We start from the raw sequence: 14,949 nt of genomic DNA, 5'->3' as shown, positions 1-14,949 counted from the left end.
TTAAATCACTGCATTGTCATTCCCGCGAAAGCGGGAATCCAGAATTACTTAATATTGGAATATCTTAAATATTTTCTAAATCGGGATTTGGGTTGCAAGTTATGATTGATTTTTATAAAAAAAATTGCTAAACTTAATAATCTATGCAAAAATCCGAAGAAAATTTTAATAATTTCAAAGATTTTCCGAAAAATTACGACTATCAGGCGGTCGAAAAAAAGATAGCGCAGTATTGGGAAGATAACGATACATATAGTTTTGATTTCTTTGATACCGAAAAGGAAATTTTTTCGGCCGATACGCCTCCGCCTTATGTTTCATCCGCCCATCTCCATGTCGGGCATGTAATGAGTTATTCCCAGGCCGAGTTTATCGTCAGGTACAAAAGAATGAAAGGGTTTAATGTGTTTTATCCGATGGGTTTCGACGATAACGGCCTTCCTACTGAGCGGTATGTCGAAAAAAAGTATAAAATAAACAAGTCTAAGATAACGAGGGAAGAGTTTATAGACCTTTGCTTAAAAGAGACGAAGATTGGCATCGAGACATATAAAGCCTTATGGAAATCCGCAGGAATAAGCGTCGATTACCGGCTGTCATACTCTACGATAGATGAAAGATGCAGGAAAACATCCCAAAAATCATTTATTGATCTTTACCATAAGAAGCTGATGGAAAGAAGGAACGAGCCTATTTTATGGTGCCCTCAATGCAGAACCTCGCTTGCACAGGCGGATATTATAATAGAAGAATTAAACGGTATTTTGTACGACATAGAATTTAAATCATCATCGGGCCAGGGTCTTATAATATCCACAACCCGCCCCGAATTACTAGGGGCATGCGTTGCGATTTATGCCAACCCTCTTGACGACAGATACAGATTTTTAAACGGGCAAAGCGTTAAAACCCCTCTATATAATAAAGATGTTCCGGTTAAATATGACGAAACCGTCGATATAAATTATGGAACAGGTTTGATGATGGTTTGCACCTGGGGCGATGCCGAAGATGTTAGAAAATGGAAGGAGCATAAACTTGACACGGCTATAATTATAGATAAAGCGGGAAGATTAAACGAGGCGGCCGGGGCTTATAGCGGATTAACCGCAAGGGATGCAAAAAGAGCAATAGTAGATGACCTCAAGAAATTATCGTTTATAAAAGGGGAAAAACCGCTTTTGCATAATGTCGGCGTTCATGACAGGTGTGAAACTCCCGTCGAATTTATTCGCGAGCTCCAATGGTTTATAAAAATTTTAGATAATAAAGATAAATTCTTAGAGGCTGCAAGTGAAATAAAGTGGTACCCCGATTTTATGAAACCGAGATACGACGAATGGGTTAATAATTTAAAATGGGACTGGAATATATCGAGGCAAAGATTTTACGGCGTGCCTTTTCCTGTCTGGTATTGCGCAAATTGCGGCGAAGTAATCCTTGCAAAAGAGGACGAACTGCCCGTGGACCCTGCCGTAGCCCATCCTAACATTATTAAATGCCCTAAATGCGGGGGAGAAAAATTTGACCCGGAGACGGATGTTATGGACACATGGATGACATCGTCGATGACCCCCCTGATTAACGCCTTATGGGCATATGATTCCCGCACCGCCGATAAAAAAAAACTTTTAGATAGGATTTACCCGATGAGCCTGCGGCCGCAGGCTCAGGAAATTATTCGAACATGGTTATTTTATACCGTCGTAAAATCTATTTATCATACGGGTAATATTCCGTTTAAAAATGTTATGATAAGCGGATGGGGACTTGATAAAAACGGCAAAAAGATGTCTAAAAGCTTAGGTAATTTTGTAGGACCCGAAGAAATAATAAATAAATATTCAGCGGATGCCTTAAGGTACTGGGCTTCAAAGGCAAATCTGGGGCAGGATTTAAGGTTTAACGAAGAAGATGCCGTGAACGGCAGAAGGCTTTTAATTAAATTATGGAATGCGGCAAGGTTTTTAATCACAAATGTCAACGAAGGATTTAATCCGTATGAGAAAGACATATCGGAGCTTGAATTGGGCGAAGTCGATAAATGGGTTATTACGGAATTCGAAAACACTTTAAAGATATGCGGGAACTATATGGAATCTTACGAATACTCCTCAAGTTTAAAGGCAATGGTCGATTTCTTTTATAATGTATATTGCGATAATTATCTCGAAATTATAAAAAATGTTTTTTGGGACGAGGAAGAAGAAAATTTTGACAGAAAAGATAAGGCTTTAAATGTTATGTATTTTGTTTCATTCAATATGATAAAAATATTTGCTCCATTTTTTCCGTTTATTACGGAAGAATTATATCTGTCGTTTTATAAAAATTTTGAAACGGCCGGCAGTATTCATTTGTCAAATTGGCCCGATTACAGAAAAGAACTTAACTTCGAATCTTCCATAAAAATCGCTAAAATTTTGTTGAATATTATAGAGGCTTCAAGAAAATTAAGAACAAGTTTAAATCTTCATCAAAATCATAAGATTGACAAACTTTTAGTTAAAACGCTGAACAACGATTATATAAGCATCTTAAACAGCGTAAACAGCGATATAAAATCTGCCGCACGGGCGAAAAGAATGATATTTTCCGACGAAGCGGATTTTAAGACCGCGGATGATAACCTGTTTATAAAGATAGAAAAATGAACATTGACATTTTAATATTTTATTAATAATATAGCATATATTTTTAAAAATTGGTTTAATTCAGATTAATAAAAGGAGATTTATATGGCAAATCCAAAGAAAAGACACTCAAAATGCAGAAGGGATAAAAGGAGAACTCATGACAGCCTTGAGGCAACTAATTATTCAAAGTGCCCGAATTGCGGGGAGCCCGTGCTTCCGCATAGAATGTGCGCTAATTGCAAAACATACAGGGGACGGGTTATAATTGCGGCAACCGAATCAAAAGCCTGATTACACAAATTATATAAAAGAGTTAACGGGCGTTAAAATTTTACCTACGAATGGGGAAATTATAAATGATTAGAATAGCTCTGGACGGCTTTGGCTCAGATAAGGCGCCGGAACCCGAGGTTTTAGGGGCAATAGCCGCCGTAGAGTCGGATGAGGGATTAGAGATAATACTCACAGGGGATGAGGCCGCATTAGAGAGTGCTTTTAAAAAACACGGGCATATGTCATCAAGGGTTAAGATAAAGCATGCTTCTGAGCGGATTACAATGAAGGATTCTCCGTCTTCTATCGTAAGGAATAAAAAAAACTCTTCTTTGCGCGTTGCTTACGAACTTGTAAAGAATAAAGAGGCGGATGTCGTTATCAGCGCGGGTAATAGCGGGGCATCATTGGCTATCGCTATGTTTGTTTTTAAGCGGATCAAGGGGATAGACAGGCCTGCGATAGCTACCATTATGCCGGCAATCGGCGGCTATACCGTTTTGATAGACGCGGGAGCGAATGTCGATGTCAAACCCCATCATCTTGCTCAATTTGCAATAATGGGCGCCGAATATGCCGCTTTTATGAAGGATATAAAAAATCCGAAGATAGGACTATTAAGCAATGGGGAAGAGGAATCCAAGGGCAACGATCTTACAAGGGAGGCTTATAAGATTATAAAAAATACCGATTTAAATTTTTACGGCTATGTCGAAGGCAGAGAGATATTTAACGGAAAAGTCGATGTAGTTGTTTGTGACGGATTTACGGGCAATGTTATTTTAAAAGCATCTGAGACGCTGGCCGAAACAATATTTAATCTTTTAAGAGACGAAGTGGACAAAAGCCTTATGGCGAAATTAGGGTTTTTTCTTGCTAAAAAATCATTAAAAAATTTTAAAAAACTTGTTGACCACAACGAATACGGCGGGGCGCCGCTTCTCGGGGTTAACGGAGCGGCATTTATCGCCCACGGCGGGGCAAGCCCAAAAGCAATCGCTAGCGCCATTTTCGTTGCCAAGCACTTTGTCGAAAAAGGGATAACTTTAAATATCAGCCATAAAATCGAAGCCAATGCCGAAAGCGGTTATTTATCCTAATAAAATATAAATTTTTGATAGCGAAGGTTTAAAAAATTGATATATTCACAGATTACAGGAATCGGTTCGTATGTTCCGGAAAAAGTGCTTACCAATGAAGAACTTTGCAGTATTGTCGATACATCGGACGAGTGGATTACCTCAAGGACCGGCATTAAAGAAAGACGGATCGCCGAAGCCGGCTTAACGACATCGGATATAGCCGCCAATGCCGCAAGGCGGGCAATTAAGCGCTCGGGGGTGAGCCCGATGGACATAGAGCTTATCATAGTCGGAACAATTACGCCGGATATGATATTTCCGTCCACCGCCTGCATCGTTCAAGAAAAATTAGGGCTGAAAAATGCGGCTGCTTTTGATGTAAGCGCAGGGTGCAGCGGCTTTATCTATTCTTTATCCATTGCAGACAGCTTTATTAAATCGGGCAGATATAAAAATGCATTAGTTATCGGCGCCGATTTACTTTCGAGAATTACCGATTATACCGACAGGTCAACCTGCGTATTATTCGGCGATGGAGGAGGGGCGGCGGTGTTATCCGCAAATACCGAAAATACAAGGGGTATCTTATCGACCCACATACATTCGGAGGGAGGGCACGATAATATACTTAAACTTCCCGCAGGAGGCTCTTTAATGCCCGCAACCGCTCAGACGGTAAATAATCTTGACCATTATATAAAAATGAAGGGTTCCGAGCTTTTTAAATATGCGGTAAAATATCTCAAAGATGTTGCCGAAGAGGCCATTAAATTTAACGGCCTTAAGCCGGAAGATATCGATTTGTTTGTTCCCCATCAGGCAAATATCAGGATAATAGAAGCCACCGCAAAGAAGTTGTGTTTTCCAATGGAGAGGGTTTTCGTAAATGTGGAGAAGTATGGAAATACTTCAAGCGGTTCAATCCCTATTGCGTTAGACGAAGCGTGCGTTTCTGGCCGCATAAAAGAAGGGGATCTTGTATTAATCGATGCTATCGGCGCCGGACTCGCATGGGCATCTTCTATAATAAGATGGTAAAACTATATAACTATATATATGGTAAAACGGGGACAGACTTAAGCCTGTCCCCTAATTAGGATGAAACAATAAAATGATAAAATCTCCCATATGTGATAAAATTGGGATAAAATATCCGATTTTTCAGGGCGGAATGGCATGGGCGTCGAATTATGCTCTTGCAAGCGCCGTTTCAAATGCCGGAGGCTTGGGTATAATAGGGGCGGGGCAGATGCCCCCGGATCTCCTTGTTAAGGAAATAAGAAAAGCCAAGGAAAATACCGATAAGCCTTTCGGCGTAAATCTTATACTGTATTTGCCTCATATAGGTGAATTAGTCGATGCCGTTATACGGGAGGGCGTCCCTGTTGTTACGACTGGAGCAGGAAACGCGGGACCTTACATTAAAAAATTTCACGAAGCGGGCATAAAAGTAATTCCCGTTATTCCATCGACGGCTCTTGCAAAAAGGATGGAAAAGGCTGGAGCAGATGCCTTAATTGCCGAGGGTACAGAATCGGGAGGGCATATCGGGGAGCTAACCACCATGGTAATTGTTCCGCAGGTTGTCGATAGCGTTAATATTCCCGTTATAGCTGCGGGCGGTATTGCGGATTACAGAGGGTTCGCCGCCGCTTTATGTCTGGGCGCAAGCGGCGTTCAAATGGGCACGAGGTTTCTTGCGACTAAGGAATGTCATGTGCATCAAAACTGGAAAGATATGGTAATAAAGGCATCCGACAGGGATACCGTCGTTACAGGAAGGCCGACGGGGCATCCCGTCAGGGTGTTAAAAAACAGGCTTGCGAAAATGTTTCTCGAATTGGAAGAAAAATGTTCGCCAGCCGTTGAATACGAAAAACTCGGCACGGGAAGGCTAAAAGCCGCGTCAGTTGACGGGGATATCGAAATGGGTTCTTTAATGAGCGGCCAGATTGCGGGACTCATAAAAGAAGAAAAAACCGTAAAAGAGGTTATAGAAGAAATAATTTTTCAGGCTGAGGATTTTATTAATAATATGTCTAAATTTATAAAAGGTTAAATGGAAAAAATAGTAAACTCTAATATCGCGTTTGTCTTTCCGGGGCAGGGGTCTCAGCATACGGGCATGGGAAAGGATATTTTTGAAAATTTTAGCGAAGCAAGACTTGTCTTAGAAGAGTCTTCGGATGCCTTAGGCATGGATATGAAAAAGTTAATTCTGGGGGACGATGAATGCCCGCTTAATTTGACCGAAAATACCCAGCCCGCCATTTTGACCGTGAGCATAGCCATACTTAAAGCAATGCAAAAAGAAACGGGCATTAATCCGGTTTGCGTTTCGGGCCATAGTCTCGGCGAGTACAGCGCCAATGTTTTTGCAGGTTCGTTAGATTTTTTGCATGCTCTTTTAATCACGAAAAAAAGGGGAGTTTTTATGCAAAACGCCTGTCCTGTGGGCTTTGGCAGGATGGCGGCAATAATTGGACTTGACGAGGATATTATAAAATCGGTAATTAATAAGATAAACGGTTCGGATAATAAGGACAAGGTATTTATAGCGAATTTTAATTCGCCCGTTCAAACCGTTATATCGGGGGAATCCTCCTCCGTGGACGAGGCATGCGCCGTTCTTAAAGAACGGGGAGCCAAAAAGACTGTTATATTGCCGGTCAGCGCCCCGTTTCATACGCCGTTTATGGAAGAGGCAAAGGGTAATTTGTCAGCCTATTTTAAAGAAGACTGGTTTTCTGATGCCCATTGCGAAATATTTTCAAATGCCGCCTCTTTAAATTATTCTAAAAAAAATGATGTTATCAGGCTTCTTTTGGAACAGATAACTTCTCCCGTGAGATGGAGCGAGTCCGTTTTGAATATGAAGAAAATATTTAATGTTTCCACCTTTATTGAAATCGGACCTTCAAATGTTTTAAGTTCTTTAATAAAAAGGATAGATAAAGGGGTCAATTCTTTATCCGTTAATTCCGTTGCGACATTAAAAGAATTGGAAAAATTTTTACTTGTTAATAACTAACGGAAAATCTAAACCGGTATTTTATCTGTAAGTTAATTATAATTTATGTCTTATTGTATCGATTTAAGCGGTAAGGTAACGATTGTTACGGGAGGATATGCGGGAATCGGGTTGTCCATTGTCAAATCTCAACTTTCTGCAGGAGCAAGGGTTATAATTCTGGGCAAGACTTATAGCAAGTTTTTAGATATTCGGAATGAACTTAAAGAAATTTCGGATGAATTCGACTTCTACGAGCTCGATATAAAAAATTCTCGAGAGGTAACGGATATTATACGGAAAATAGAAGCAAAGGAGTCAAAAATAGACATTCTTGTCAATAACGCAGGCATTGTTAGGGATTCTCTGCTTATAAGGATGAGCGACGAGGACTGGCTCGATGTGCTTGATGTCAATTTAAACGGACTGTTTTATGTTACGAAAAATGTGTTGAAATATATGGTAAAAGCTAAAAGCGGCAGGGTAATTAACATAACATCCGTAATCGGCGAAACCGGAAACGCGGGTCAGGCGAACTACGCGGCAGCCAAGGCGGGAATTATTGCCTTTACTAAATCTATTGCCAAGGAATATGCCGCCAGAGGCATAATCGCGAATGCCGTTGCCCCGGGTTTTATAAAGTCGTCTATGACCGATAAATTACCGGAGGATATAAAAGACGGGATAAAAAAGACAATTCCGTTAAGCCGCATCGGCGACCCAACCGATGTTTCGAATGCGGTGCTTTTTTTATCGTCTATTTTATCGGATTATATCACGGGCGCCGTTATTAATGTAAACGGCGGAATGTTTATGCAGTAATTTAATAATAAAAATATTAATTAATTTTATGAATTTAAATTAATTAACAAGGAGGGGGTGAAAAAGTAAATGTCAGTGGAAAAAAAGGTTAAAGAAATAATCGTCGAGCAGCTCGGGGTTACTCCCGATGAGGTTACGAACGAGGCTTCATTTGTCGAGGACCTTGGTGCGGATTCTTTGGACACCGTAGAATTGGTTATGGCTTTTGAAGAGGAGTTCGGGATAGAGATATCCGATGAAGATGCCGAAAAGATTAAAACGGTTCAGGATGCAGTTTCATATATCGATGAGCATACAAAATAATTTGCATCTTTATTATTAAAACCATCAAAATAAAGATTTATAACGGATTTATTATGAGAACAGTTAATTGCGATAGAAGAGTCGTTATTACGGGACTTTCCATGATTACTGCGCTTGGCAACGATCTTGAATCGTCATGGAATAAGATGATAAAAGGGGAAAGCGGCATCGGTTTAATTACCCGCTTTGATACGGAAAGCTACGCGACTAAGATAGCCGGCGAGGTAAAAGGATTTGATCCCGAGAGATTTATCGACAAAAAAGAAGTTAAAAAAATGGACCAATTTATTCATTACGCTTATGCCTGTTCCAAAATGGCCGTTGATATGTCGGGACTTGGGATTACGAAGGAAAATGCTCACAGGGTCGGCGTATGGATTGGCGCCGGCATCGGCGGGCTTATGACCATAGAAAAGTATCACACACTGCTTTTGGAAGGAGGACCCAAAAAAATTTCGCCGTTTTTTATCCCGATGCTTTTAATAAATCTGGCGCCGGGCCAGATTTCAATAATGACGGGAGCTAAAGGCCCTAACGCCAGTACCGTGTCTGCCTGTTCCACGGGCACCAATTCCATTGGAGACGCGTACAAAATAATAGCAAGGGGAGACGCCGACGCGATGATAGCGGGCGGCGCCGAATCCACGATTACCCCGCTTTGTATTTCGGGCTTTAACGCGATGAAGGCGCTTTCGACAAGAAACGACGAGCCGGCAAAGGCTTCGAGGCCGTTCGATAAAAATAGGGACGGCTTTGTCGTGAGCGAAGGGGCGGGTATCGTTATTCTCGAGGAGCTAAGCGGCGCATTAAAAAGGGGCGCAAAAATAATCGCCGAGATTGTGGGATACGGCGTTTCTTCGGATGCTTATCATCTTTCCACCCCGGACCCGAACGCCGAAGGCGCATACTACAGTATGAAAAATGCCATAGAGGACGCAGGGTTAACCCCCGATAATATAGATTATGTAAACGCCCATGGGACATCCACTTATTATAACGATTTAAACGAAACTAAGGCTATAAAGCAGCTTTTTAAGGATAAAACTAAGGAGTTAAAAATTAGTTCCATTAAATCCATGATAGGACATGCGCTTGGAGCGGCCGGCGGAATAGAAGCGGTTGCCACTGCATTAACGGTCAGTACGGGGATAATACCCCCTACGATAAATTTGGATGAACCCGGCGAAGAGTGCGATTTGGATTACGTTCCCAATGTAATGCAAAAGGCCGATGTACGATATGCGATATCAAATTCTTTTGGATTTGGCGGGACAAATGCCACATTAGTTTTTAAAAAATGGGAGGAATAATATTATAAATGATATTCTTAGGGTCTGATCATGCAGGTTTTGAATTAAAAGAGTCTATAAAAAATTATCTTAAAGAGAAAGGTATAAATTATCTTGATATGGGAACGGATTCGTTAAAGAGCGTGGATTATCCCGATTACGCCCTTAAGGTAGCCGAAAAAGTAAAGGCGGACGACGATAAGAATTCTTTCGGTATTCTCGTCTGCGGAACGGGTATCGGGATGGAAATAGCCGCAAATAAAATAAACGGAATCAGGGCGGCTCTGGCTTATGACGAATATACGGCGGAGGTTGCAAAGAAGCATAATAATGCCAATGTCTTAACCCTGGGCGGCAGGACAACCACGCCCACAGAGGCAATAAGATATATCGACAAATTTATGTCATCAGGGTATGAGGGCGGAAGGCATGAAGACAGGATTTCTAAGATTGCCTCTATGGAAAAATTAAAGGATTAAAGATATAATAAACTGGATATATGAAAAGTTTAATATGTCATTTCCGGCAATAATCTTATAAAACTTAATAAATTTAATTAACTTATAGGTGTAATAAATTGAATATTAAAGATTTAAAGGATTTCGACAGCGAGGTTTATGAGTTTATAGGTAAAGAGCTTAACAGGCAAAGGCAGTCCATAGAACTTATAGCTTCCGAAAATTTTGTTTCAAAAGCGGTAATGGAGGCGCAAGGTTCTGTTTTAACCAATAAATATGCCGAAGGATACCCGAAAAAAAGGTATTACGGCGGGTGTAATTATATAGATAGTATCGAGCAGATAGCAATAGACAGGATTAAGGATATATTTAAAGCCGAATACGCCAATGTTCAGCCCCATTCAGGCTCTCAGGCAAATATGGCTATTTTTTATGCCTTTTTAACCCCGGGCGATACGGTTTTGGGTATGGATTTATCGCACGGCGGACATCTAACCCATGGAAGTCCCGTAAATTTTTCAGGGAAATATTTTAATATTATTCCGTACGGAGTGAATAAAAACACGGAGACAATCGATTACGACGAATTAAGAAAAACCGCCTTAAACAATAAGCCGAAGATGATAATAGCCGGGGCAAGCGCTTACCCGAGAATTATAGATTTTAAAAAATTCAGGGATATTGCGGATGAAGCCGGATGTTATCTTATGGTTGATATGGCGCATATAGCAGGTTTGGTCGCGGCCGACCTTCATCCAAGCCCGATTCCATACGCGGATTTCGTTACGACTACAACCCATAAAACCCTTAGAGGTCCAAGGGGCGGGATTATCTTAGCAAAAGCTAAATATGAAAAAGAATTAAATTCGGCAATATTTCCCGGAATTCAGGGAGGGCCGCTCGAACATATAATAGCCGCAAAGGCGGTTGCCTTTAAAGAGGCTATGTCCGAGGAGTTTAAAGATTATCAAAGGCAGGTGGTGTTCAATGCCGCCGCTCTTGCGGATACCCTTAAAAACAATGGTTTTGAATTAATATCGGGCGGCACCGACAACCATCTTATGCTTGTTGATTTCAGAAAATCCGAAATGACGGGCAAGCAGGCGGAAGCCCTTTTGGACGAAGTCGGCATTACGGTCAACAAGAACAAGGTTCCTTTCGATGAAAGGTCGCCTTTTGTAACCAGCGGAATAAGAATCGGAACACCCGCCGTAACCACAAGGGGCATGAAAGAGGGTGAAATGGTAAAAATCGGGGAGCTTATATCGGAAGTCTTACATAATCTTCACGATGAATCCATCAAAGACGGCGTAAAAAAAGAGGTTCGGCTCTTGTGCGAGAAGTTTCCGCTTTATTGAAATTTTTATTAATTCGGATATATGAAATGTCCTTTCTGTTTTAATGACGACGATAAGGTTGTTGATTCCAGAGTATCAAAAGATGGAAGGCTGACAAGGCGGAAAAGGCAGTGCAATGTCTGCGGAAAAAGATTTTCTACATTAGAAACGATTATTGTTTCGTCTCCTCTCATAATTAAAAAGGATGGGCGCAGGGAATCGTTTGACAGGCAAAAAATATTAAGCGGACTTATAAAGGCGTGCGAAAAAAGACCTGTTCCGTACCAAAGCATCGAAGAAATAGTCCAGTCCGTCGAGAGATGGATTGACGAAACAAATTTAAAGGAAATAAAAAGCGAAGATATAGGAAAATTTGTCCTCAACAAGTTAAAAAGCCTTGACGCAATAAGTTATGTCCGTTTTGCTTCCGTCTATCTCTCCTTTAAAGACATAAACGAACTTTATGAAAATGTTTCCGAACTTATTAAAAAACAGTCTTAATATCTTTCCTTTCTGAATTTATATGAACTATCAAAGCAAAGATATCGATGAATACTTTATCGCCCAAACCTTTAATCTTGCAAAAAAGGCGGAAGGCTTTACCTCCCCCAATCCTATGGTGGGAGCGATTGTCGTTAAAGACGGACTGGCGGTCGGGGACGGCTATCATGAAAAAGCAGGTTTGCCGCATGCCGAGATAGCGGCTTTAAAAAAGGCCGGTTCAAGGGCAAAAGGCGCCACTATCTATGTAAGCTTAGAACCTTGCAGTCATTTCGGCAAAACACCCCCCTGTATTTATGCCATTAAAAAATATGGAATTAAGAGGGTGGTGGCAGCAGTGAAGGACCCGAACCCGTTGGTATCGGGAAAAGGATTTGATTATCTGCAAAATAACGGTATCGAAGTAACTTACGGAATTTTTGAGGAAAAAGCTAAAAAACTTAATGAGGTATTTTTTAAATATATTACGAGCGGACTTCCCTTTATAACCGTTAAAGAGGCGATAACCCTCGACGGTAAAATCGGGCATGGAAATATCGGGAAAAAGTCGTATATTTCCTCGAAAAAATCCTTAGAACATACGCATTATTTAAGATTGGCAAACGATGCTATAATGGTTTCGGCAAAAACGGTAATAAACGACGATCCGATGCTGGATGTCCGAATAAATAATAGAGATATAAAGAATAAGTTTTTAAATAAAAGATATACAAAAATAATTTTGGACAGGGATTTATCCGTGCCGCCGGGGGCAAAAATTTTCAAAACTTACGGAACGGTATTAATATTTACGGATAAGGATTACAATAATGAAAAGAGTAAAAAAAAACTGCTTTTGGAAGAAACAGGTGCAATTATAAAGGATGTGTATTATAATAATAAAGATAAAAGATTGTTAGACCTGAAAGAGATATTTAAGATATGCGCCGAACTTAAAATAACGAGCATACTGGCAGAAGCAGGGCCGAATCTTTTTGCTTCTTTAATTGGCGGGAGGCTTTACGATAAGTTAATATTTAATATAACGCCTTATATATTTGGAAACGAAGACGGGATGAATTTGTTTAAAACCTTGGATTTAAAAAATAAAAATATGTTAAAATTTTATGATTTAAACGCAAAAAAGATAGGCGATGAGATTTTTTTAACATATTATCCAAAAGATTAATAAATTAAATATGAATTTTGACTGTATATGTTTAGCGGGATAATAAAAGAAAAAGGGGTTGTTAAGTCCATAAATAAGGGTATTTTGTCAATAAGCGCTCCTATAACGGGGGAAAATGCTTATATAGGGCAGAGTATCGCCGTAAACGGCTTGTGTCTGACGGTCAGGAAAATTAATTGCAGGGAACTCTTCTTTGATTTTACGCCGGAAACTTATCTTGCATCCACTTTAAGATACTTCAAAATAGGCGAAAAAGTCAACATCGAACCCGCCCTCTCGGCAAACTCGGACATTTCGGGTCATTTTGTATTAGGGCATATAGACGGCACCGGTAAAATTGTCCTCAAAAAGCCTGCCAATAACTCTTTTGTTATGGGTATTAAAATTTTTAATACGATAAATGACGACATCAAAAATTACTTGATAAAAAAGGGCTCTATTGCTATCGACGGTATTAGCTTAACTATTAACGAATTTAAAAATGATGTTTTTTTTGTAAGCATAATACCTTTAACATATAACGAAACAAATTTAAGCGTTAAAAAGATAGGGGAATATGTCAATCTTGAATCCGATATTATAGAAAAAACAATAATAAAACGGGTGGACGATATTATAAGAAACGAAGATAAAAAGCCGGAAACGACCCTCAAATGTCATTCCCGCGAAAGCGGGAATCCATACTTAGATAGGGATAAAAAGGCGGGAACGGAACACCCGCTTAATCGGGACAGGGAGACTTACGGCGGTTTAACCTATGAATTTTTGTCCGAAAACGGTTATTTATAAAAGCGGGTATTTTAATAAAATTGTGCGCAAGAGGTGAAAAAACTTTATGAATTTAGCTACGGTCGAAGAAGCGGCGAAAGATATAAAAGCGGGAAAGATGATTATACTTGTCGATGACGAGGATAGGGAAAACGAGGGGGATTTGGTTGTAGCAGCCGAATATGTCACCCCCGAAATAATAAATTTTATGACAAAATACGCAAGAGGATTGATTTGTTTGACATTAACCGAAGAAAAGGCTAACAGCTTAGATTTGCCCCCGATGGTTACCAATAATGAATCTAAATTTACCACGGCGTTTACGGTATCAATCGAGGCAAAGGAGGGCGTTACAACGGGTATTTCCGCACATGACAGGGCAAAAACCATATTGACAGCGATAAAAGACGATGCAAAACCAGCCGACTTAGTCAGGCCGGGACATATTTTCCCTTTAAGGGGCAAAAACGGGGGGGTTTTAACAAGGACAGGCCAAACCGAGGGATCAATCGATATTGCCCGTATCGGCGGGTTAAAACCCTATGGGGTTATATGCGAAATAATGAAAGACGACGGAACTATGGCGCGGATGCCGGACCTGGCAGAGTTTTCAAAAAAATGGGATATAAAAATACTGACGATTAAAGATCTGATAAATTACAGGCTTAAGCATGAAAAACATGTCGAAAGACTTGTCGAATCCGTAATACCGACAGAATTTGCAGGCGAATTTAAAATTATAGTATATTCCAATAATATCGATTTTAAAGAACATATTGCTCTTACGAAAGGAGATATTAGACGAAACGAGCCTGTTCTTGTCAGAGTCCACTCCCAGTGCCTTACGGGCGATATATTCGGCTCCAGAAGGTGCGATTGCGGCGACCAGTTAAAAGCCGCGATGGAGATGATAGACAAGGAAGGCAAAGGGGTTATTCTTTACCTTATGCAAGAGGGCAGGGGCATCGGGCTTGTAAATAAATTAAAGGCTTATAATCTTCAGGATGAGGGATACGATACGGTTGAAGCAAATGAAAAATTGGGATTTAAAGCGGACTTAAGAGAATATGGAGTGGGGGCGCAAATATTAGTAGATTTGGGCGTGGGGAAAATGCGGCTTATGACCAATAATCCAAAAAAAATAATCGGGCTTGAAGGGTACGGACTTAGCGTGGTCGAAAGAGTTCCCGTAGAAATATGCCCAAATGAAACCAATAGGCACTATTTAAAAACAAAGAAGGAAAAATTGGGACATATATTAAAAATAAAGTAGTAATAAAATTAAATAAAATTAAATCGTAG

The 14,949-nt window shown here is 40.2% G+C and carries 15 protein-coding genes; all 15 read left to right on the top strand.

The window, feature by feature from the left end; all coding sequences use genetic code 11:
* The first annotated feature begins 143 nt into the window (after positions 1–143).
* Positions 144–2,654, top strand: a complete 2,511-nt coding sequence (locus EVJ47_02870; GenBank protein ID RZD15226.1) for a valine--tRNA ligase — start codon at positions 144–146, stop codon at positions 2,652–2,654.
* A gap of 84 nt (positions 2,655–2,738) precedes the next feature.
* Positions 2,739–2,927 (top strand): 50S ribosomal protein L32, encoded by a 189-nt coding sequence (locus tag EVJ47_02865; GenBank protein ID RZD15225.1) that lies wholly within the window; start codon positions 2,739–2,741, stop codon positions 2,925–2,927.
* Between the two features lie 68 nt (positions 2,928–2,995).
* On the top strand, positions 2,996–4,009 hold the full coding sequence (plsX, locus tag EVJ47_02860; GenBank protein RZD15552.1) for a phosphate acyltransferase PlsX: 1,014 nt from the start codon (positions 2,996–2,998) through the stop codon (positions 4,007–4,009).
* 36 nt (positions 4,010–4,045) lie between these two features.
* A complete protein-coding gene (locus EVJ47_02855; GenBank protein ID RZD15224.1) occupies positions 4,046–5,029 on the top strand; it encodes a ketoacyl-ACP synthase III in 984 nt (327 codons plus the stop codon).
* Positions 5,030–5,102: 73 nt separating this feature from the next.
* Positions 5,103–6,050 carry an enoyl-[acyl-carrier-protein] reductase FabK gene (fabK, locus tag EVJ47_02850; protein RZD15223.1) on the top strand — a complete coding sequence of 316 codons (948 nt, stop codon included), beginning with the start codon at positions 5,103–5,105 and terminating at the stop codon, positions 6,048–6,050.
* Positions 6,051–7,022: a [acyl-carrier-protein] S-malonyltransferase gene (gene fabD / locus EVJ47_02845; protein ID RZD15222.1), complete on the top strand. Its 972-nt coding sequence runs from the start codon at positions 6,051–6,053 to the stop codon at positions 7,020–7,022. It abuts the gene before it with no gap.
* 45 nt (positions 7,023–7,067) lie between these two features.
* Positions 7,068–7,823, top strand: coding sequence for a 3-oxoacyl-[acyl-carrier-protein] reductase (fabG, locus tag EVJ47_02840; GenBank protein RZD15221.1), 756 nt, complete (start codon positions 7,068–7,070; stop codon positions 7,821–7,823).
* 69 nt (positions 7,824–7,892) lie between these two features.
* Positions 7,893–8,126 carry an acyl carrier protein gene (locus EVJ47_02835; GenBank protein ID RZD15220.1) on the top strand — a complete coding sequence of 78 codons (234 nt, stop codon included), beginning with the start codon at positions 7,893–7,895 and terminating at the stop codon, positions 8,124–8,126.
* A gap of 53 nt (positions 8,127–8,179) precedes the next feature.
* A complete protein-coding gene (gene fabF / locus EVJ47_02830) occupies positions 8,180–9,436 on the top strand; it encodes a beta-ketoacyl-[acyl-carrier-protein] synthase II (GenBank protein RZD15219.1) in 1,257 nt (418 codons plus the stop codon).
* Between the two features lie 8 nt (positions 9,437–9,444).
* Positions 9,445–9,894, top strand: coding sequence for a ribose 5-phosphate isomerase B (gene rpiB, locus EVJ47_02825; GenBank protein RZD15218.1), 450 nt, complete (start codon positions 9,445–9,447; stop codon positions 9,892–9,894).
* A 104-nt stretch (positions 9,895–9,998) separates the two neighbouring features.
* Positions 9,999–11,231 carry a serine hydroxymethyltransferase gene (locus EVJ47_02820; protein RZD15551.1) on the top strand — a complete coding sequence of 411 codons (1,233 nt, stop codon included), beginning with the start codon at positions 9,999–10,001 and terminating at the stop codon, positions 11,229–11,231.
* Between the two features lie 21 nt (positions 11,232–11,252).
* Entirely contained in the window at positions 11,253–11,711 is a 459-nt protein-coding gene (nrdR, locus tag EVJ47_02815; protein RZD15217.1) for a transcriptional repressor NrdR, read from the top strand.
* 22 nt (positions 11,712–11,733) lie between these two features.
* Positions 11,734–12,879, top strand: coding sequence for a bifunctional diaminohydroxyphosphoribosylaminopyrimidine deaminase/5-amino-6-(5-phosphoribosylamino)uracil reductase RibD (gene ribD, locus EVJ47_02810; protein ID RZD15216.1), 1,146 nt, complete (start codon positions 11,734–11,736; stop codon positions 12,877–12,879).
* Between the two features lie 27 nt (positions 12,880–12,906).
* On the top strand, positions 12,907–13,668 hold the full coding sequence (gene ribE / locus EVJ47_02805; GenBank protein ID RZD15215.1) for a riboflavin synthase: 762 nt from the start codon (positions 12,907–12,909) through the stop codon (positions 13,666–13,668).
* A 46-nt stretch (positions 13,669–13,714) separates the two neighbouring features.
* The gene (locus tag EVJ47_02800) at positions 13,715–14,920 is read left to right on the top strand and encodes a bifunctional 3,4-dihydroxy-2-butanone-4-phosphate synthase/GTP cyclohydrolase II (protein RZD15214.1); all 1,206 of its coding nucleotides are present in this window, start codon (positions 13,715–13,717) and stop codon (positions 14,918–14,920) included.
* The last annotated feature ends 29 nt before the right edge of the window (positions 14,921–14,949 follow it).

The organism is Candidatus Acidulodesulfobacterium ferriphilum (assembly GCA_004195035.1).
Taxonomy (GTDB): Bacteria; SZUA-79; SZUA-79; order Acidulodesulfobacterales; family Acidulodesulfobacteraceae; genus Acidulodesulfobacterium; species Acidulodesulfobacterium ferriphilum.
This window is presented reverse-complemented; position numbering and strand designations above follow the sequence as displayed.